This is a genomic window from Silvibacterium bohemicum, from assembly GCF_001006305.1.
GTDB lineage: Bacteria > Acidobacteriota > Terriglobia > Terriglobales > Acidobacteriaceae > Silvibacterium > Silvibacterium bohemicum.
On the sequence record NZ_LBHJ01000012.1, the window covers coordinates 400,349 to 420,216 of the forward strand.

14 protein-coding genes and 1 other RNA gene are annotated in these 19,868 nt (G+C 60.4%); 7 read left to right on the forward strand and 8 right to left on the reverse strand.

What is annotated here, in order from left to right; translation table 11 throughout:
• Nucleotides 1-73: 73 nt before the first annotated feature.
• The gene (locus XX99_RS18050; RefSeq protein ID WP_184085054.1) at nucleotides 74-1,603 is read right to left on the reverse strand and encodes a sensor domain-containing diguanylate cyclase; all 1,530 of its coding nucleotides are present in this window, start codon (nucleotides 1,601-1,603) and stop codon (nucleotides 74-76) included.
• Nucleotides 1,604-1,704: 101 nt separating this feature from the next.
• The gene (locus tag XX99_RS18055; protein WP_050060786.1) at nucleotides 1,705-2,856 is read right to left on the reverse strand and encodes a hypothetical protein; all 1,152 of its coding nucleotides are present in this window, start codon (nucleotides 2,854-2,856) and stop codon (nucleotides 1,705-1,707) included.
• 60 nt (nucleotides 2,857-2,916) lie between these two features.
• Between XX99_RS18055 and XX99_RS18060 the strand changes: the two genes are divergently transcribed.
• From XX99_RS18060 to XX99_RS18065, 3 genes are all read left to right on the forward strand, one after another.
• Nucleotides 2,917-3,384 (forward strand): NUDIX domain-containing protein, encoded by a 468-nt coding sequence (locus tag XX99_RS18060; protein ID WP_050060787.1) that lies wholly within the window; start codon nucleotides 2,917-2,919, stop codon nucleotides 3,382-3,384.
• A gap of 96 nt (nucleotides 3,385-3,480) precedes the next feature.
• Nucleotides 3,481-3,927: RNase P RNA component class A (rnpB, locus tag XX99_RS19955), an RNA gene on the forward strand.
• A 144-nt stretch (nucleotides 3,928-4,071) separates the two neighbouring features.
• Nucleotides 4,072-4,590: a potassium channel family protein gene (locus tag XX99_RS18065; RefSeq protein WP_050060788.1), complete on the forward strand. Its 519-nt coding sequence runs from the start codon at nucleotides 4,072-4,074 to the stop codon at nucleotides 4,588-4,590.
• A gap of 64 nt (nucleotides 4,591-4,654) precedes the next feature.
• Here XX99_RS18065 and bla read toward each other — a convergent pair whose 3' ends face one another.
• Nucleotides 4,655-5,512, reverse strand: coding sequence for a subclass B3 metallo-beta-lactamase (gene bla, locus XX99_RS18070; protein ID WP_375782550.1), 858 nt, complete (start codon nucleotides 5,510-5,512; stop codon nucleotides 4,655-4,657).
• 98 nt (nucleotides 5,513-5,610) lie between these two features.
• On the opposite strand from bla, the gene XX99_RS18075 reads away from it, so the two are divergent.
• Together XX99_RS18075 and XX99_RS18080 are read left to right on the forward strand one after the other, a co-directional pair.
• On the forward strand, nucleotides 5,611-7,065 hold the full coding sequence (locus tag XX99_RS18075; RefSeq protein ID WP_231581471.1) for a M20/M25/M40 family metallo-hydrolase: 1,455 nt from the start codon (nucleotides 5,611-5,613) through the stop codon (nucleotides 7,063-7,065).
• A 35-nt stretch (nucleotides 7,066-7,100) separates the two neighbouring features.
• Complete coding sequence (locus XX99_RS18080) at nucleotides 7,101-9,683, forward strand: M1 family metallopeptidase (RefSeq protein ID WP_050060791.1); 2,583 nt, start codon at nucleotides 7,101-7,103, stop codon at nucleotides 9,681-9,683.
• A 6-nt stretch (nucleotides 9,684-9,689) separates the two neighbouring features.
• Here XX99_RS18080 and XX99_RS18085 read toward each other — a convergent pair whose 3' ends face one another.
• From XX99_RS18085 to XX99_RS18095, 3 genes are all read right to left on the reverse strand, one after another.
• Complete coding sequence (locus XX99_RS18085) at nucleotides 9,690-10,922, reverse strand: MFS transporter (RefSeq protein WP_156186063.1); 1,233 nt, start codon at nucleotides 10,920-10,922, stop codon at nucleotides 9,690-9,692.
• Nucleotides 10,923-11,057: 135 nt separating this feature from the next.
• Entirely contained in the window at nucleotides 11,058-11,438 is a 381-nt protein-coding gene (locus tag XX99_RS18090; RefSeq protein ID WP_050061140.1) for an RNA-binding S4 domain-containing protein, read from the reverse strand.
• A gap of 43 nt (nucleotides 11,439-11,481) precedes the next feature.
• A complete protein-coding gene (locus XX99_RS18095; protein WP_156186064.1) occupies nucleotides 11,482-13,125 on the reverse strand; it encodes an ankyrin repeat domain-containing protein in 1,644 nt (547 codons plus the stop codon).
• Nucleotides 13,126-13,345: 220 nt separating this feature from the next.
• Here XX99_RS18095 and XX99_RS18100 point away from each other — a divergent pair, with 220 nt between their 5' ends.
• Nucleotides 13,346-14,266, forward strand: coding sequence for an ABC transporter ATP-binding protein (locus tag XX99_RS18100; RefSeq protein ID WP_050060793.1), 921 nt, complete (start codon nucleotides 13,346-13,348; stop codon nucleotides 14,264-14,266).
• A 156-nt stretch (nucleotides 14,267-14,422) separates the two neighbouring features.
• Nucleotides 14,423-15,175: a metallophosphoesterase family protein gene (locus XX99_RS18105; RefSeq protein ID WP_050060794.1), complete on the forward strand. Its 753-nt coding sequence runs from the start codon at nucleotides 14,423-14,425 to the stop codon at nucleotides 15,173-15,175.
• Nucleotides 15,176-15,358: 183 nt separating this feature from the next.
• Here the strand turns inward: XX99_RS18105 and XX99_RS18110 are convergent, their stop codons facing one another.
• On the reverse strand, nucleotides 15,359-16,465 hold the full coding sequence (locus tag XX99_RS18110) for a VWA domain-containing protein (RefSeq protein ID WP_050060795.1): 1,107 nt from the start codon (nucleotides 16,463-16,465) through the stop codon (nucleotides 15,359-15,361).
• A 62-nt stretch (nucleotides 16,466-16,527) separates the two neighbouring features.
• Nucleotides 16,528-19,620 carry a hypothetical protein gene (locus tag XX99_RS18115; protein ID WP_231581472.1) on the reverse strand — a complete coding sequence of 1,031 codons (3,093 nt, stop codon included), beginning with the start codon at nucleotides 19,618-19,620 and terminating at the stop codon, nucleotides 16,528-16,530.
• Nucleotides 19,621-19,868: the final 248 nt, after the last annotated feature.

The window sequence follows — 19,868 nt, forward strand, 5'->3', positions numbered from 1 at the left end:
CAACCTGAGCATATAGAGCCCGATATATATACAGCCAGATATGTAGAACGATCAGGAGAGAGGCGGTTCGGATTCAAAGCTGTGGCAGATCGATGATATCCGGCGAGGAGAATTCGATGCGGTTGCGGCCGTTCTGCTTGGCGCGATAAAGAGCCTGATCGGCTGCTTCGATGAGCGACGCTACGCTTCCAGCCCTCGAAAAGGCGTGCGTCGCAACGCCCACGCTGATGGTCATAAAACGCTGCTCTGCCGGGTCGCACTGGATATGCAGATCCTGCACCGCCTGCTTCATCTTCATGGCCACGGCCTCCGCTCCCTCGCGCGTGGTCGCGGGCAAAATCACGGCAAACTCCTCTCCGCCGTAGCGGGCCACCAGGTCGCCGCCGCGAGACAGGCAGGATTGAAGCGTGACCGCAATCTGGATCAGGCATTCGTCGCCGCGCTGATGCCCGTATCCGTCATTCAGGCGCTTGAAGTGATCCACGTCCAGCATGAGTAGCGAGAGCGGCTCGTGAACGCGGGTTGTCCGGCTCCACTCTTCTTCAAGCGCGCGATCGAAGCGCCTGCGGTTGGCGATACCCGTCAGCGCATCCTGCAATGAGATCTGCTCCAGGCGGCTGTGCGCTAAGCGCAAAGCCTGCTGGGATTCTGCGTACCGGCTCTGCAGGAGGGTCGCACGCAAGCCATAGAGAAGCATGGCGAGAGCGATGGCGGCCAGGCCTATCCGGAAATGACTCTTCATCACCGACGCGCCAAGAGCGAAGAGCGCGAGTGAGAAGAACACCGCGCTGCCATTCTCGATAAAGATAGAAATCGAGCTCTTATGCACCTCGTGATCGGCGGCCGTGTTTTTCCATCTGGGCAGGATCGTGAGGCCAACTGCGAAGGCCAGAAAGGGGAGGTCGACCAGGATGTCCCGTGCGCCGAACTCTTTCAGGGCTTGAATGTCCAGGCAGTTGTAGACTCCGGCGCAGACCGCATAGAGCCATAAAAAGCCGGCAAGCAGCGAATAAAACTGCCGCTCTGCCGTCTTCCGCGCCGAAGCGAACAGACGCAGGCTTGCCGCAACCGCCAGCACCAGGTTTTCAAGGTTGTAACCGCGGAGGAGGAGAGTAGTCGATACCGGATCCGATGCGCGGCTGGTGAATGGGACGACCGAGAAAATCTGGATATACGCGAGGACGCCGGCGATCAGTGCCTGCACACCATCGATCCATGCGAAGTACCACGAGCGCTGGTCTTCGGGAGGAAGCGAAATGGCGAACAGGATGGGTACGCCATAGAAGAAAAAGATGAAGTCGGAGAGAAACGCCACATTGCGATCGGCATGCTCAACGACATCGCCCCAGGCGGAGACGACCATGCCGGTCGACCATAGTGCCAGGCCACCGGCAACCAGCAGCCAATGGGTAAAAAGCTTCTCGGACGGGATCGCCCCGTAAAACGCGCAGGCCAGGAGCGCGCATCCCGGCGCAAGAACAAGAAAAATGTAAGAAAGGGCGTTGGCGGAGCCTGGAAACAGCAGCATTCCCGCCGCGTGCAGAGCGAGAAAGAGTAGAGCCGTGAAAACCGCTAACCGCCATCCTGGCAAATGCCCCGACAAACAACTCTCCCCGTAGTGTCCCAATTCTGGACTCGTGAGGGGGCGAGACGCCATCCTGCCTTCGTTGTAGCAGGGATTTCGCGGGGAACGGAACTCCCTGATTAGAAAGGCTTACCGCGGAAAAGGTAGATCAGCTCGATGACCAGAATGATGACCACCGTCAGCTCCAGGAAGAAGGCGCGGCTCTGGTTGAATTGATCGACCATGAACCGGTACAGCTCCTCGGCGGTGCGCACCTTCTGGGTCACCAGGTCCTTGTAGTCGGGCACGCCGACCTTGGAGGCAGCCAGCTTGTAGAGGCGCGCCGAAAACATGTCGCTGAGGAATTTAATGGCATTATCGGCGTGCTCGGTGAGTTCGGCGACATCGAGCAGCATGGTGTGAAGACCGGTTGCGGAGCGAGCTAGCCTCCACCGGGCAAAGATGCCGGTGCCCTCGTCGAGCAGCGTGTATACGCGCTCCAGCTCTTCGGTGAGCAGGTCGTCGTAGTGGCGAAACTCCAGGAGCTGGGAATTCGCGTACTCCAGCAGCTGAATAGCGGTCTCGGCGCCTGAGACGCTGTCGTAGACGAAGGCCGCGTTCCAGCCGATCACGGCGAGATCGTTCGCGTAATAGGAAATCCGCGACTGCAGGACCTCGTTGACTTCGCTCTCGGCGAGGTTGCCGGTGTCGCCGCGGACGACTTGCGCAATGCGCGCGCCGTGTTGCTGGATCAGCTCTACAACGGACGGCGAGCCGGCGACGTCTCCTCGTATCTCGCGGATGTGAAAGATGAGGTAATCTTCGCTGAGCCACTCGTCGTATGGCTTCACGATAGCCGCGGCCGCCCGCTCGATCTTGTCGCGAACGATCCGTTCGGCCTGAGCGGCAAAGTCGACATCCCAGACCCAGCGGCTGGCCAGGCCGGCGAGCTTGCTCCACCCGCCGGTGAAGGGCAGCTCGAAGAGAATACTGAGGACCCCGTAATCGTAAAATTTCACCTCGCCGGTGAGGCGTTCGCCGCTTTCCAGAACCAGCGGTTCCACGGCTTCCACGACAGGCGGGCGCTCATAGCGGATATATCCCGGCGTAGGGCGTGTGGGCTGAGGGAGTTCCACGGTGCGGGCGCTGAGAATCTCCCGCAGCCGGTCGACGCGGATAGCCTCGCATACATCGAACTGCAGCAGCACCAGAACCGAGCCATGCAGCGTAATCTCAGGCACAAGGGGTCCCAGGGACGGCGTCGCGGCGGGTTCTAAAGCCAGATCGGGCATCGTCGTACACCTCCTCGGCGGGACTTATGGAACGATCTTACTTGGGAGCGCCAAAGAAGTATGCCAAAACTGAGCGCCGGTCTATTGATGTATCGAAGATCGCATGATGGAATCGAGGTTTTTCTGGTGCATCCGGGCGGTCCTTTCTGGGCCCAAAAAGATCTCGGAGCATGGTCGATTCCCAAAGGAGAATACCTTGAAGGCGAATTGCCCCTGCAGGCCGCCATGCGCGAGTTTCGCGAGGAAACCGGCTTCGAAGTAGACGGCGAACCCTTCGAGCTGGGCACGATCAAGCAGAACAGCGGCAAGTTGGTCTCGGTGTGGGCCATCGAAGGCGATTGTGACCCGGCATCGCTGGTCAGCAATACCTGCGAGATCGAGTGGCCGCCTCGCTCCGGCCGCAAAATGGAAATCCCCGAAGTCGATCGTGGCGCTTGGTTCGACATCGATCAGGCGCGCCAGCACATCTTGCAAAGCCAGTCGCCGGCTCTCGATCTTCTCTTGCACCGCATTGACGCTCGCCCCTGAAGCGGCTGGCGGCGGTACGTCCCTCGTTGAGGTCTCAAGGCACGATAATGCGTCCGAAAGTGCTGTGAAGAAACAAAAGACGTTATCATTGAGACGCAGGCAGGCCGGGCGGCCGCTGCCGGTTGCGCGCAAGCGAGGCCGGGAGAGGAAAGTCCGAACTCCGCAGGGCAGTGTGCCGGATAACGTCCGGGATCGCGGCGTCAAGGCCGCGAGACGGCCAGTGCCACAGAGAAAACACCGCCCGCGTCTCGCAAGAGGCGAAGGTAAGGGTGAAAAGGTGCGGTAAGAGCGCACCGCTCCGACGGTAACGGCGGAGGCATGGTAAACCCCACACGGAGCAAGACCAAATAGGGAGGAAATTCGCGGCCCGACCCGATCGGCTGCGGATGCGTGCCGGCCCGGCGCGCCAACGCGGGTTATTTCAGTAGGCGTAAGCCCGCTGAAAGCGGAAACCTCCGGGTAGGTTGCTGGAGCCTGTCAGTAATGGCAGGCCTAGAGGAATGGCCGTCCTCGACAGAATTCGGCTTACAGGCTGCTTGCAATGCGACCCCGCCTTCTTAACGGAAGGCGGGGTCTCCTTCTTTGTCTACGCATCTTCCCGCCCGTCTTTTCGATTTGCAATACCCTCCGTCGTGGAGCTGTTGATTCCCGCAAAGCTCCGGCCAGGGCCTCTGTATGATGCGGGCTATGCTCTTCCTGCACCAATTCGCCGCCGCCGTCGTCCTGGTGACTCTCACCCTTGCCGCGCAGAGCGCCGGGGTGGCTGCGCTTATCGAGTGGGCAAGAGCCCACCTGGCAAAGGGCGTGGATCGCTTCTTATGGATCGGCGCCGCGTTGCTTGTGGTCCGATTTACCACCCTGATCATCTTCCTGCATATCGCCGAGATTCTTCTCTGGGCGTGTTTCTTCCGCTGGCAATGCCTGGCAACGTGGGAGTCTGCCTTCTACTTCTCGGCAAGCAGCTATTCGACTGTCGGCTACGGAGACATCGTTCTTCCGCAGGTGTGGCGCATCCTGGGCCCCATTGAAGGCCTGACGGGTATTTTGATGTGCGGAGTTTCGGTGAGTCTTCTGTTTGCGATTGTCGCTCGCCTCGTGGCGCGGGATGAAGAACGGAAAATGACGAAGATGTTCACGCGGACGGTGTCCCGCCTGGAAGGTGTCCAGGCGGATCAAGCGGCCGCCGGTCAGGAAAAGAAGAGCTGAGCCGCGGCTGAGAACATCGCAGCGATTCGCGCTACAGCAAACGCCAAGTCATGATGATCCAGCTTCAGCGATTGCGCTGTTGCTTTTGTAATGCTTCCTCGAATGCCTGCTGAGCATCGGCGACAAAGGCCTTGTATCCGTCGGGATCGATGAACGGATTGGGCTGGCCGTTCTTCAGCCGCGCGTACTTTTCTACCAAGTTGTAATAACCGCCGTGCGCTCCCAGAAAAATGTTGCAGGGAAGGCCGCGCAAGGTCTGGAACTGCTTCGTGAAATCCTGAGCGATCTGCGGATAGGCTTGGTTGTTCACCAATTTGTATTCGGAAAGCACGTTGGGGCTGCCCACAATCACGACGTTGTAGAGCTTGCCGTGATCCGGAACCTGCAGCGTCCAGGTGGTGCAGCCCCTGGTGTGCCCCGCGGTGAGATGAGCGGTGAGCACCACACCGCCCAGCCGAACCTGGCTGCCGTCATGAAGAACGCGGTCGACTTTGGCTCGAGGATAGAACATCTTCGGCGAGTTGCCGAAGGCGAAGTCCTTGCGGCCCCCACTTTCGACGGTGGGAACGTCCGCGTCCATCACCATGTATTGCGCATGCGTAAACTGCTTGATCAGCGCGCTGCCTGCGCAGTGGTCGAAATGCGCGTGGCTGATCAACAGGATCTTGATATCGGTGAAGCGAAAGCCGAGCTGCTCTACGCTCTTGCGAATCTGCAGCGGCGACGTCGCGAGATTGCTGTTGATGAGGATATGTCCCTGCGGCGTGGTGATGAGAAACGAAGCCAGGTCCTTGCTGCCCACGTAGTAGAGGTTCCCGGCAATCCGGTGCGGCGGAAAAGGCTCTGTCCATTCTGGATTCACGGCGTGGAGAGCATGAAAGCTTTCGGTTGACAGCAATATAAGCAGCAGAAGGCGCTTCAACATGGCTTCGAGTATGGCCTTGATCGGGTCTGTGGATATCCTCGGTTTTACCGCCGCGCCGTGGTAGCGTATCGCCTATGGCAATAAGGAACTCTGTTTTGTTTTCGGCCGTGTTGTTCGCGGCATGTGGTGTGGGCCTTGCCCAAACGCCTGCTCCTGCCGGCCCGACCATTCAGCAGCGCCTCGAGCAGATGATGTCGGTTGGGCCTGGCGCCTGGACGCCGGAGCAGCTCGCGACCATGGCCACGCTACGCGACGCGGCGGTGAGCGATTCCTATGCTCTGACCGAGTTGCGGCACCTGACGGACAATATCGGTCCCCGGCTTGCGGGCTCTCCGCAGGCCCAGGCCGCGGTCGACTATGTGGCCGGAGAGATGAAGGCGCTGGGCGCTGATGTGACGCTGGAAAAAACAACTGTTCCCCACTGGGTGCGCGGTGAAGAAACCGGCGCCCTCGTCGCGTGGCCGGGCATGACTCAGGGAACGACACAAAAGATCGTGCTGACTGCGCTGGGAGGCAGCGTAGCGACCGCGGCCCAGGGACTGGCTGCGGAAGTCGTCGTCGCCGACAATTTCGATCAGCTGAAGGCGATGCCTGCCGGCGCGGTCAAGGGCAAAATCCTGCTCTTCAACGAGCACTTCGATAAGCGCCTTGCCGCGCAAGGAAATGGCCTGGATGCATACGAAGAGGCTGTTCTCTATCGCGGAGCCGGCCCCAGCGTGGCGGCGTCTCTGGGCGCGGCGGCGGTATTGGTGCGGTCTGTGGGCGGAGCGGACTTCCGCCTGCCCCACACCGGCGCAACCTTCTATAGCGACGGCATCGCCAAGATTCCCGCCGCAGCGGTTACTGCGGAAGACGCGGATCTGCTGGCGAATCTTGCCCATCAGGGACCGGTGAAGATGCGGCTCACACTCACGCCGCAAAGCCTGCCGCCGGTGACCAGCTACAACGTCATCGCCGATTGGAAGGGCAGCGAGCATCCCGAGCAGGTAGTCATCGTCTCGGGACATCTCGACTCGTGGGATCTGGGCACGGGGGCGATCGATGACGGAGCCGGCATCGTCGTCTCGATGCAGGCGATTCATCTTCTGCAGAAGCTGGGCATTCATCCCAAGCGCACCGTGCGCTTCATTGCGTGGATGGACGAGGAGCAGGGCGGCGAGGGTGCACAGACCTACGCGCAGGAGCACGCGTCGGAGCTGGCGAATCACATCGGCGCTCTCGAGTCGGATCTCGGAGCCGATCATCCCGACGGCATTACTTATGCCGGTAAGACGGAGCTGGCCGAGTATCTGAAGCCGGTCGCGCATGTGCTCGGGGCAATCGGCGCGTCGACGTTGACCGCCAGCGAAGATGCGGGTGAGGATGTTGCCTTCCTGAAAGGCGTGCCCGGCTTCACTCCCACGCAGGACAGCCGCTTCTACTTCAACTACCATCACACCGCCGCGGATACCTTCGACAAGATCGACCCCAAACTTCTGAATGAGAATGCGGCCGTGATGGCGGTCGTCGCATACGCGTTGGCGGATGCTGCAACTCCTGCTCCGCGATAAATATCTTCGTAACAAATGATTCGTTGGGAGCGTGCATGGCTCTGCGTAAGATTCTGTATTTGGTAATGGCTACTGTTACATATTCGGCCTGGGCGCAGGCGCCGGTGGGCATCCCGCGCGAACTGGCCAGGGAGCGGGCGGCCAACGTCTCGGATCTAAGCTATGCGCTGCACTACACTCTGGTGGAGCACAGCGCACAGACTGAAGCTACGGAGACATTGCGCTTCAAATTGAAGCGTGCGGCTAGCCCCCTGCTGCTCGACTTTCGCGATGGGCGCGTAAGCACGCTCATCATCAACGGCGCGAGCGTCGCTGCCGAGGAAAGCAATGGGCACCTGGTGTTGCCTGTGGAGCATCTTCATGCAGGGGAGAATGCGCTGGAGATACACTTTGCCGCCAACGTGGCTCCGGCAGAGAAGGCCATCACTCGCTTCGAAGATCACGACGACGGTTCGGAATACATCTACACGCTGTTCGTTCCGATGGACGCGAGCATGGCCTTCCCCTGCTTCGACCAGCCTGATCTGAAGGGGCGCTTTCAGCTGACCATGACCGCTCCGGCGGCCTGGACCGTGATCTCGAATACCGACGCGACTGAGAAGAAGCCGCTCACCGGCGGACAGGCACAGACGACATTCGGCGAAACCCATCCCATCAGCACCTATCTTTTCGCTTTTGCTGCCGGGCCATTCGTGAAGATCCATCCAGTAGCGGGACTGCCCGGACTTTACGCGCGTAAATCTAAAGCGCAGGCCGCGGAAAGCGAAGCGCCTGCGGTGCAACAGACCGCGGCCGATGGCATCCGCTATCTCTCGAGTTATTTCGCGCAGCCGTTTCCATTTCCGAAGTACGACATGGTATTGATTCCCGGCTTCGCCTACGGCGGCATGGAGCACGCGGGCTCGACCTTTCTGCGCGAGGAGTCGGTGCTCTTCCGCACTGCGCCGACGGAGACGAATCTGATCAATCGTCAGATCCTGGTGCTGCATGAGCTCACTCATCAATGGTTCGGCGACTTCACCACCATGCGCTGGTTCGACGATCTGTGGCTGAAGGAAGGCTTCGCGCAGTACATGGCCTATCAGACGCTGTCTGTGCTGCGCCCGAAGGACGCCATCTGGAAGCGCTTCTACGAAGCCATCAAGCCCGCGGCCTACGGCATCGACGAGACCCAGGGCACGACGCCGATTTATCAGGATATTCCCAATCTCAAGGATGCGAAATCCGCCTACGGCGCGATTGTGTATTCGAAGGCTCCCGGCGTTCTGAAGCAATTGGCTTTTGTTCTTGGCGACGACAACTTTCGTAAAGGATTGCAGCGGTATCTCGCGGCTCATCAGTATTCGAATGCTGAGTGGAGCGACTTGATCGGTTCTTTCGAAGCCGTCTCCGGTCAATCGCTGACACCGTGGGCGGAGATGTGGATTCGCCACCGCGGCATGCCACGGGTCGATGTGGCGTGGTCCTGCAGCGATGGCAAGCTGGCCCAGCTTGCGCTCACGCAACACGATGTTCTGGGCGGCTCCGTAACCTGGCCAACCGCCTCCGAGATCCTGCTTGGATATCCAGATGGAACCTCCAAGACGGTTCGTGCGCAGCTCAATGCCTCGAGTGCTGCTGTGAACGAAGCCCTCGGCAAACCATGTCCGGCGTTTGTCTTCGCCAACGACCGCGACTATGGCTACGGACTCTTTCTGCTGGACGAGCGCAGCCGCGATTATGTGACGCAACACATCGGCGCGATGCCTGACGTCTTCGAGCGAACGCTGCTATGGGGATCGCTGTGGGAATCGGTGCGTGCTGCTGCCTTCGCGCCCGAACAATATGTCGAGCTGGCGCTCAAGAATCTGCCGCAGGAAAAGGATGAGGCTCTGGCGGCAAGCATCGTGGCTCGCAGCGAAGTCGCGATCCATTCTTACGTAAGCGATCGGGCACGCGAGAGATTGATGGCACAGCTGGAGCAGATGGCGATGCAGCGAATGGTCTCCGATCCCAGCAAAGACCTCCGCATCGTCTGGTTTCGCGCTCTCGCTGGTGTGAGCGAGCAGCCTGCGGGCCGCGATGCTCTGCGAGCGCTGCTCGATGGAACGCTCACCGTGCCCGGTGTGCAGTTGCGGCAGCAGGACCGCTGGGGATTGGTGGCTGCGCTGATTGCCTATAACGACCCGCATGCGGAAGAGGTGCTTCAAGCGGAAGAAAAGCGCGATCCTTCAGGGGACGGAAAGAAATATTCTTATGCGGCGCAGGCCGCGCGACCCGATGCCGCAGTCAAGCAGCGCTACTTTGACGACTATCTGCATCACGCAGAGAGGCCTGAAGACTGGATAGAGAGCAGCCTGGGAGCATTCAACTACTGGAATCAGGCGGCGCTGACCGAGCCCTATGTGCAGCCTGCTCTCGCGGCGCTGCCGCAGATCAAGCAGCAGCGCAAAATCTTTTTCCTGGTTGGCTGGCTCGATGCCTTTATCGAAAATCAGCAATCGGAAGCTGCACAGCAGCAGGTTCATCAATATTTGAAGAGCGGCGCTTTAGATCCCGACCTGCGCTTGAAGATTCTGCAGGCCGTCGACGAGCTGGACCGCACCGTGGCCATCCGCAAGAAATTTATCTCGCAGTAAGTTCGGCTATGTGGCTGATTGTGTCGCGGGTAGACGCAGCCTTGTGGCGATGAGCGCGGCTATCAGGAAAGCTCCCGAGGTAATGCACAGTGCGTAGCTCATGCCGGCATGCTCCGAGACTCGGCCGATGACGTAGGGAGCGGCCGCGCTGAGTATGCGGCCGATGTTGTAGACGAAGCCCATGGCCGTGCCGCGCAGCGACGCGGGAAAGAGCTCGCTGGCGATGACGCTGAAACCACTGAAGTAGCCGGTACCGAAAAATCCTACCAGTGGACCGATAATCAGCAGTGCATTGGGGCTGCGCACGAAGGCGAAGAGCGGCACCAGCAATGCGGCCATCACGAGATAGCCGATGTAGGTGTACTTGCGGCTGAAGCGGTCGGCGAGATATCCGAAGATGACGTAGCCAAGGAATGTGCCCACCTGCATGACGATGGTCCAGGCCGAGGTGCGAACGATGCTGAGGCCGCGTCCGCCTTCGGCTGTCGACATGGAGAGAAATCTCGGCACCCAGGTGAACAGTCCCCACCAGGCAAAGAGCGTGGCGGCATTCATCGTCGCGCAGATGAGCATGCTGTAGCCGTAAGCTCCGCGAAAGAGATGGCTCGTTCGCAGGCGTGTGTTGCCATTCGCTGCTCGCTCTTCGCGCCATACTGCCGGCTCGCGCAGGCCGCGTCGCAGCCATAGCGTAATCAGAGCGGGAGCCACGCCGACAAAGAAGACTGCGCGCCATCCGAAGTGCGGCATGACCAGTGCGACGACTGCTGCGCCGAGTGCATAGCCGATGGCCCACGAGCTCTGCACCAGCGCCAGCGCCTTGCCGCGATGCTTCGCCGGCCAGGTCTCGGCGACTAGCGCAGCGCCGGAGGCCCATTCGCCGCCCATGCCCAGGCCGAGCAGCACCCGGCAGATTAGGAGTTGCAGAGCAGAATGCGAAAAGCCGCATAGCGCGGTTGCAATCGAGTAGGCCAGCACACTCAGGGTGAGCGCTCGCACGCGTCCGCTGCGATCGGCGAACCATCCGAAGCCGATGCCGCCTACTGCTGCGGCGATCAGTGTTGCCGACATCATCGCACCGCTCAAGGCCGCGGAGAGATGGAGTTCGCGCTGCACCTGCCCCAGCACCAGCGCGTAGAGCATCACGTCCATGCTGTCCAACATCCAGCCGAGAGAGGCGGCCAGCAGCGTGCGCTTCTGCTCGCGCGACGATTCGATCAACCATCCGAAGATTGCGTTCAATCGGGCTCCTCTACAAGCAATATCGGACTACTGGAACTGCGGACAGCTGTGGTCTTTTACACCTTGAGAAACCATCCGTGGGTGGGGATTTCGATCAATCGATTTTATGCCGGACTCTCATTATGACCGGCGCGGTCATCCGCGGCCTCTCAGCCGGTTGAGTTCGCGGCGATCGCGCTTTGATGGCTTGGCTGCGGGCAGCGATTCAAACTGCCGCATGGCCCGCTGCTCTTCGGCCAGCTTGGTTCGCAGGGCTTTGCTTTCCTCCGTCTCGCGATAAAGTGTTTGCGCTGTAGCCGCAGGCCCGCGCACCTCGCTTAACTGCAACACCTCGATCTGAAAATCGCCGCCATCGTTTTTCACCTGCAGCATGTCGCCGATGCGCACCTCGCGCGCCGGTTTCGCGGGCTGCGCGTTGGAGACGATGCGGCCCAACTCGCAGGCCCGCACTGCCAGCGCGCGTGTCTTAAAGAAGCGAGCCGCCCACAGCCACTTGTCCATTCGTACGGAGTTCATATTCTTATTGTCTTCGAATTCTGGTGCGGTGTTCGGAGTGGTTTCAGCCAGCTTGCTCACGATATCGCAAAAGAAGTTCGTCTGCTTCAGCATAGCCCGAGGGAAAATCGATGCCGTGCGTCGATGCCCCAGCTTCGAGAAGCATCCGCACTGACTCGGGCGAGCGCATGTCTCTCCAATAGGAATCGACACATGCGCGTACGGCAAGCGCCAGAGGCGTGCGTCCCCGGCCGTCGTGGGCATCGACGGGCGCGCCGCGCTCGATCAACAGTGCGACCGTTGCGTGCCGCATGCGCCACGCAGCAAAGTGCAGGGCCGTGCTGTCTTTGGCGATTTCGTAATACGGATCGCCCTCCTTATAGCGTTCGGCCACGTCGATGCCCAGATCGAGCAGTTGCCGCACTCCTGCAGCGTTGTCATTCGCTGCAAATTCCGCGAGCAGCGCTCCGCCCTGCGCGCGTAGCTGGCCCACCAGTTCGGGCTCATGTTCTGCAAGCGAACGAATCTCGTCGAGATCGCTTTTGGCACATGCGGCGATCAGGCGGTCTACGCCATCGAGCTGGAGCAGCATGCCGCGTCGCTCGAAGGAGGCCAGCACATCGGCGCGCCCACGCCGCGCGGCAATCGCGTACGCGGATCGACCATCCCGCCTGCTTACGAGCTCCGGATCTGCGCCATGATCGAGCAGCAGATCGATGATGCCGATACCGTTGTCGCGCCGCAGCGCATGATGTAGCGCGCTGTTTTGCCAGCGCGTCATCCGGCTGGGATCTGCGCCATGCTGGAGCAAATACTCGATGCCCTTCGCATCGTGCCAGTCTGTCTTGCGCAGCAGCAGGGTCGTCATGCTCTCTTCTGTGAGCTTGCCGCTCTCGACCAGGATCTCCATCACTCTGTTGTTGTATGTCTCCGGCACATGGTAGGGCGTCTCCTCGTCGTTGGGGTCCGCGCCACGTTCCAGTAAGAGCTGTGTCAGCTCCGGGTGCCGCGCGATGCCCGCGGCACCGTAGATGGCGCTCTCCCAGTGCGGCTTGGGCTGCCCCGTGTTGTCGAACCATCCGGTGTTGGCGGTCGCGCCGGCATCCAGCAAAGCCTGCGCAGCTCTCACGAATTTCTCCAAGTGAGCGCGATCGAGACGCAAGTACTTTGAAAAGCAGAGATAAGTCAGCGCATCCCATCCATGAGGCCCGCCCTTCGATGTGGCGTTTCCCGTATCGAGCGCGAGAAAACTCCGCACTCCCGCTTCGTCGCCGAGCGCGGCAGTCGCGTAGATGCTGTTCGTCGCGACCAGAGGATGTTCGGAGATGATGGCTTCCGCCGTGTCGAGCGTTCCGAAGCCATGCCAGCCATTCACAGGGACGCACGCTGCTTCGAGGAAAGCCTCGACTGGATCGGCCGATCGGTCACGACTCGCCGACTCGATGTGCTTCGCAAACTTCGGCCAGCTTGCAAAGCCGTACTGCTGCGCGAGAATGAACTGCGCATCAGTGAGCAAAACCCGGGAGCGAAGGATTTCGGAGTCGGTCAACGAACGAAGGCGCGGAACGAACTCCCGGTAGAGAGCGACGAGGCCGTAGTCGAGAGGTTTGGGTTGTTGAGCGAGGTTTTTGAACTGCAGGAGGAGGTCCTTCGCCTGCTTCTTATACTGCTCCAGGCTGGGGCGCGACGGAAGTTTCCTTGCACTCATACGAAGCTCCTTTCGATGCTTGCCTGGAGTCCGCACGAGTCAGGCTGGAAAGAAGGTTCGTAGTCTTCGCTGAATTGGAAGGTGGGCACGGCCCTTTCCGCGGACTGGATGCGCCCTTCGCGCTGATGCTCAGGCTACTGCTGCCGCGAGGTCGAAGTCAATGGACACATTCGGTCTCGATCCGACGCATCGCATTCGCGAACTCCGATAGCATAGTTGCGTGGGCGCATTGCTTGAGATCGAAGATTTATCCATCGGGTTCGGTCCTACGCAGGCAGTGCGTGGCCTGAGCCTTCAAGTCGAAGCGGGCCAGGTGCTCGGCCTGGTGGGAGAGTCGGGCTCGGGGAAGTCGGTCACCGCTCTCGCTGTCATGCGGCTGCTCGACAGCACAGCCCGCATGGAAGGATCGATTCGTTTTGCAGGCAGCACTGGCCATGCCGCGCGAGGCGGACAGACACATGATGCTGCTTCCCTAGATCTGCTGCGGCTTTCATCCGAAGCCATGCGCCGATTGCGCGGCAGCGATCTGGCGATGATCTTCCAGGAGCCGATGACGGCTCTCAATCCGGTTCTCTCCGTGGGGGAGCAAATTGCCGAAGCGATTCGCGTGCATTATCCGCAGAAGCCGCGCAGGCAGGTTCGCGAAGAGACGCTGGAGGCGATGGATGCAGTGGCTCTGCCTGATCCGGCGCGCCGTTTCGGTGATTATCCGCATCAGTTCTCGGGCGGCCAGCGGCAGCGAATCATGATTGCAATGGCCATCGTGAATCGGCCGCGCCTGTTGATTGCCGATGAACCGACGACCGCGCTCGACGTTACGGTTCAGAAGCAGATTCTGGAGCTGCTGGCCCAGCTCAAAGAGCGCTTCGGGCTGACCATGCTCTTCATCTCGCATGACCTCGCTGTCGTCTCCCAGGTCGCCGACCGGGTTGCCGTGATGCGCCACGGACTGTTGCTGGAAGAAGCGTCGCGCGAGGTCATCTTCCGCGCCCCGGCACATCCCTATACGCGCGCTCTACTCGGCGCCATTCCGACGATGAAAACAGAGATTGGAGCTCCCCTGGCTGTCCTCGAACGCGGAAGCAATATGGGATCTCTGCCGTTCCGCGAAGTCGCCGCGGGGCACTGGGCGCGAATCTAGTCAGCAGGCTCACGCAAGTTCACGTGAGCACCTCCCATATCGGTTCGCGGAGAAGATACGTCGGCGAGGCCACGCGAGCTTTCATCTTTTCATCTAAGCCCGATGAGAATAGATTGAAAAAGGCCTTCAATTTATTTTTCGTCAATCTTACCCTCGATGCGCGCACTCATCATCTCCGACATCCACTCGAATCTGGAGGCATTGCAAGCCGTTCTTGCTGCCGCTCCGCAACACGATGTGGTATGGAATCTCGGAGATGTGGTGGGTTATGGAGCCAATCCCAACGAGGTGATCGATCGCGTCCGGCCGCTGGGGCAGGTCTTCGTGCGCGGCAATCACGACCGCGCCTGCAGCGGGCTCAACGGACTTGAAGATTTCAACCCGATCGCCGGCCGTGCCGCGCGGTGGACGCGCTGCGTGCTCTCCGCGGAACACACGGACTGGCTGCGGAAGATTCCCGCCGGTCCCATCATGCCCGATGGGCCGCAGGTGAGCTGTGCTCATGGCTCGCTTCTTGATGAGGATGAATACGTCACCACCGTGCGCGATGCCTGGGGACCGCTGCATGACGCGGAGACGCGCATCAATTTCTTCGGACACACTCATCTCCAGGGCGGCTTCGCGACCAATGGCCATGAGTGGTTCCGGCTCCATCCCAAATATGGCTCCCGCGATGAGGCCGAAGAATTCGAAATGCCCTTGCGCGAAAATGGCCGCTATCTGATCAACCCAGGCTCGGTGGGGCAGCCGCGCGATGGCGACTGGCGCGCGGCTTTCGCTATCTATGACGATGTGCTGATGACGGTGACCTTCTGCCGCGTTCCCTATGAAGTGCAACTGGCGCAGTCACGGATTATCGAAGCCGGCTTGCCCGACCGGTTGGCTGCGCGGCTCCGCGAAGGCCGGTAGTTTTCAGCGGATTCTCCTCCAGAGAATATCGTCGACGTGGCATTGACTTGGTCTCTTAAATTTAAGTGTCCGGCATATTTCCCGCGGGGCTGTGGCGCCTATAACAAAAGACTGCAGGTCCCTCCACTTCGCTTCGCTCCGGTCGGGATGACAATGTATTCGAGAAGTAGGTGATTCAGGACTTTAGTTGGGATCCGCGGCGGTTTCCGGACTTCCGGCTTCGGCGAAATCTTCTTCCGATGCCTTCACCTGCTGGAGGCGATATCCATCGCGCGTTCGCACATGGTATTTCTGCAGATCCTTGCCCACCAGTTTCACCGTGATGGTGCGCCAGCCGCGGTTGGGGTTCGGCTGCGGATAGTAGCTGATGGAATAGAGATGCGCCAGGTCGTCGCGGATCGCGGCGAATGCCTTGTTTTCATCTCTCCAGCTCTTGGCGAAATAGGCTTTGCCGCCCGTGGCCTTGCTCATGCGCTCGAAGACGGCGGTGGAGATCGGCTCCAGCTGCGCCTCCCGCGTGCTGATCATGTAAATGACGGTTCCGGTTGATTGAGCCAGCTCCGCCACGTCTTCCGGTGGCACGACGCTGGCGTCGTCAGGCCCATTCGAGAAGACGACGATCACTTTGCGGCCGACGATTCTCGCCGCATCCTTTACCGTAAGCAGCAGACAGTTGTAGAGGGCGGCGTTGTCGCCCGCGACCGTGCCGCGTACGCCTTGCAGCACCCGCTGGCGGTCCGCAGTTAGCAGCGCCGAACGTGACAGGTCGCGACTGTAAGAATAGAAAGCGATCTTGCTGGAGCTTTGCAGCGAGCGAATGAAGCCGGCGATCGCATCCTGGGCGAATACAAATCCCCGATACATGTAGTTGCTGGTATCGAAGAGAATGAAGACGTTCGCGTCTGTGAACGGCGAAGCTACAGCCTGCGGAGCCTTCTCTGCGGAAGCGTGAGCTGCCACTTCGGCGGGAAGATCGATGCTCTGCGGGTCGGAGCTGCCTGACGGCCCATTGTCACGGGCCGCGCTCTGGACCACGTTGACTGCGCCTTCGCTGCCTTCTTCGAAGGTCGATACCTTTTGAGGAATCTTGTCTTCGCCGATGGCGAAATCCTGTGGGCGAAGGCCGGTGACGTAGTTTCCATCATGATCGGTGACCGCTACGTTGAGCTGCACGAGGTTTACGTTCACACGAATCGGCCCCTGGCTGTCCTGAGCCGAGGTCCGGATCGCGGCGCTCAAGAAGAGGCCTGCACAGAGTGAACAGCCGAGAAGATACTTCTTTGCCATCATCACCAATCCCCCTCTTGAACTTCATCTCCCATTCGCCGCGTCCATCGGAACGCCGCCTCAGACTATCGGTGAGCGGTAGTCTGGGTTCCCGGTGGCGGCGGCGCTTTGTGCTGAAACAGCTCGTCCCCGGCTTCGTGCATGGCGCGCGTTACTGCCGGCCAGTCTTCGAAATCGGTGGCGAAAATCTTCGCAATCATCACCCGCGTCAGTTGCGGACAGAGAACATTCAGCGTCTCTGGAGATGCGCTTTTCTCATCTGCAAGACGGGCCAGATAGAGGTTGCTCGAATCCCAGGACTCGCCGAAAAGACGGCTGGAATATCCCGCAAATGCCGGGAAAGGCTTTGTATTGACCAGTCCGCGGCCGTAGTTTTGAGCCAGCGTGGGGTGAGGAATGCCGAAGTCTCTGGAGATGCGCTCGATGCTGGTCTCGGCCGGGTGCTCGTGGCAGAGCTGGTCGAGTGCGCGACTCGATGGTCCCCACGATGCGTTTTCCTGCGGATATCGCCGGCGAAATTCAGCCGCCAGAAAGAACGTATCGGAAGGCATGAGGCCGGCCATGGCCGCTTCCATGTCTTTCGATTGCCGGGCCATCTCCACCCGCTCCAGACGCTGCGGCGATAGCCGATCGGCAAGGATGGTTATGACCTTGTTTCGCAGCTGCGGGTTGGCGGTGGATGCGACCAGCAGCTCTTCGCCGGATCGCTGATAGAGCGCGACGGCATGCAGCTCGCGCGGGCTTACGTCCCACCAGCGGGACAGCGTCGCGCTGGCCATGAGCGTCGGCACCAGCTCCTGCCAGATCAGCGCCTGCACATTTTCCGGAGCAATGAAGTCCTGCTCCGCTCCGGCCAATGCATACGGCAAGTCGGCCAGCGAGCCGACCAGATAGGCGCCTCCGCCTGCCGAAGCTCCTTGTCCGAACAGCATGGGAGTCTGCCATATATGCTCGATGCCCACCACTGTTTCGCCAGAGAAATCATGGGAGCGCACAAAGAGGGGATTGATGTGGAGGAGCTGCGAACCCGGAGGCTCATAGTAGGCGTAGTTCAGGCCCACCAGCGTATCTCTCAAAAACGGAGCCAGCTGCCCGCGTGCGCCCTCCATTTTCGACGGCGAATTTGATTGTTCGACCGCCTTCGAGAGGTCGACGTGCATCTGCATCTGGGCATGGCGCTGGCTGAAGACCCCGGGCGCCCACTCGCCCTTCTCGCTCTCCGTGAAGATGGGTCGCGGCATCTCGAATTCGCGCAGCTGCCCGGCCAGCGCGCGGAGTCTCTCGTTGCTGCCGCCTCCGTGCGCCGCGGCATTCATGGCGTCGCCCAGCTCCTGCAGCGTGTCGAGCGAAGTCAGGCGCTGATCGTCCATCACTGAGCGCATCCGTCGCGCTACCGCAGCGCGAGCGTGTTTGCCCTCGGGACTTTCTTGTGGCGGCCCGGCCAGCAGATCGATGATTTCATCCTGCGAGTGATGCGCTTCGCCGGTTGCCGCGGTCAGGACCTCGCCGAGCGATTTGGTGCCTGCGTCGAACAGTTGCGAAGAAGAACCGACGGCCGCGAAGGGAGAGATCGTCTTCTGCCAGGAAGAATCAAGCTGGCCGCTCTTGATTTCACCCTGACGCGCGAGGATCTGCCATATCCCGAGATTCGCCTGGAAGGCGCCCAGGGCGTCGCCGCGCAAGTCCTGCTTGGATATGTGATCCAGCGACTCCGCGGTGTGGATGAATTGGGTGATCGAATCGTCGCTCAACTCTGGAAACTCGGCGAAGAGCGGATACCAGCTGTTGAACTGGTCATAGGTCTTGGCCATCAGCAGCTGCGTGGCGGGAGAGAGGCTCTTTTGCCCGGAGCGCTCGCTCTCCAGCGTGCTCAGGCAGAGGTAGGTCTGCAGCGGGCTTTCGTCGGTATCGATGCGCGCGTAAGAGATCATCGCTTCCAGCACCTGCTCGGGATGATTCACGCGGCGTCCGCGTTTTCCCAGGACCTCCTTCCAGAGCTCGATGTCGCCCGGAATTCGCGGTTCTCCGTTGGGCAGCCATTGCTGGCGCGTGAAGAGAATCAAGAGCGCCGGAGCCTTGCGAAAGGATGCTGCCGCTGCCGGAGTTTCGGGGCCCGAATCCCGGAACGCTTCATAGAAGCGGCGGAGGCGTGAGTTCTGGGTGAGGCGCGCCTGCTGGGCCTGGTCTACGCGGGCCAGCGTGTCGAAATACGCAGCCAGCCAGCCCCGGTCCTGCGCCAGCAGATGCGTGACGAAATCGGCCGGCGAAGATGGGCTCGCGCCCGCCAGGTCAGCCCAGCCCGATTCGGCTGCTTTGCCTCCCGGCACCAGCACCTTATGCGAGCGGATGCATATCTCCGTTCCGTAGAAATCCAAAACACCCGCGTTGGGAAGCAGACTCCAGAGGCCCGCCGATCGCGCCAGTGCGGTTGCGGTTTCGGGATCCATTTTGGACAACGCCCAGTAAAGGCGCGCCACATGAGGATCGTGCAAAATCACGTCCAGGATGTCTTCGCTGTAGGGCTTCCGCCGCGTGCTTAAACTTGTCCAGTCATTCCGCTTCAACAGCACTGGAACCAGCGAGGGAGCATAGGGATAAGTAAAAGGCGTGTCGTTGACCAGGGCATCTTCGAGGCGGGTGAGCGGAAAGCCTGAATCGATGGTGAGAAATGCTCTCTCCGGATTGAGCGTCCCGAGAGAAGAGTCTTTCTGTCCGCATCCGTCTCGCAGGCGATAGCCGAGGATCTGAAGCAGCGGCCCGGCGTCTGCGCAATGCATGATCCGGATCTCGCCAGTCGGCGATGCCAGAGTCTGGAGCTCCCTCGCCTGGCGCACATATCGCTCGATGAGCAGGAGAAACTCCGTCTCCCGCCCCTGCCGGTATCCCTGAGCGGAAACGTTGCGGGCGAGCTCCGGCAGCACGTCTTGCAGCGGGATTTTCTGGCTGATGCCCGCCATCCGCAGGAAGGATCGGATCGGGCCGGGAATGATGACCTGGTTTGGCTGGGGAGGCAGCGGGCTTACCGTCTGCACCGGCTCTGCGGGCGTCGGAGAAGGATCGAGTTGATCCTCCTGCGCACCGGCATACGTGGGCAGGCAGCAAAGCAGGGACACGGAGAGAGCTGCGGAGAGAGCTTGCGAACGAAGAGGAAATCTCATGGCCGGACGCCTCTTTACAAAGCTTTGAGAACCTGCCGACACCGCGTCACGCAGAGCTAGCTTTGCAGCCGGTCACTGCCGGCTGTCGCAAGTTAAACGCCTGAGTTGCCCAGACCCTGATCTGGCTACAACTTCCCTAGCCATGGTTAGATTCGATGAGCGAATACAAGGTCTTTGCTTCGCGACACGCCACCGCCACCACGTTATACACCAACACGGCGATGCAAGCACTCTGATTCCGAGACAGG

What these genes read in the sequence shown, in the direction of transcription:
- XX99_RS18055 (WP_050060786.1), bottom strand. Translation starts at nt 2,856, where the DNA reads ATGCCCGATCTGGCTTTAGAACCCGCCGCGACGCCGTCCCTGGGACCC.
- XX99_RS18065 (WP_050060788.1), top strand. Translation starts at nt 4,072, where the DNA reads ATGCTCTTCCTGCACCAATTCGCCGCCGCCGTCGTCCTGGTGACTCTC.
- XX99_RS18080 (WP_050060791.1), top strand. Translation starts at nt 7,101, where the DNA reads ATGGCTCTGCGTAAGATTCTGTATTTGGTAATGGCTACTGTTACATAT.
- XX99_RS18095 (WP_156186064.1), bottom strand. Translation starts at nt 13,125, where the DNA reads ATGAGTGCAAGGAAACTTCCGTCGCGCCCCAGCCTGGAGCAGTATAAG.
- XX99_RS18115 (WP_231581472.1), bottom strand. Translation starts at nt 19,620, where the DNA reads ATGAGATTTCCTCTTCGTTCGCAAGCTCTCTCCGCAGCTCTCTCCGTG.
- XX99_RS18060 (WP_050060787.1), top strand. Translation starts at nt 2,917, where the DNA reads ATGCCAAAACTGAGCGCCGGTCTATTGATGTATCGAAGATCGCATGAT.
- XX99_RS18090 (WP_050061140.1), bottom strand. Translation starts at nt 11,438, where the DNA reads ATGAACTCCGTACGAATGGACAAGTGGCTGTGGGCGGCTCGCTTCTTT.
- XX99_RS18105 (WP_050060794.1), top strand. Translation starts at nt 14,423, where the DNA reads ATGCGCGCACTCATCATCTCCGACATCCACTCGAATCTGGAGGCATTG.
- XX99_RS18110 (WP_050060795.1), bottom strand. Translation starts at nt 16,465, where the DNA reads ATGATGGCAAAGAAGTATCTTCTCGGCTGTTCACTCTGTGCAGGCCTC.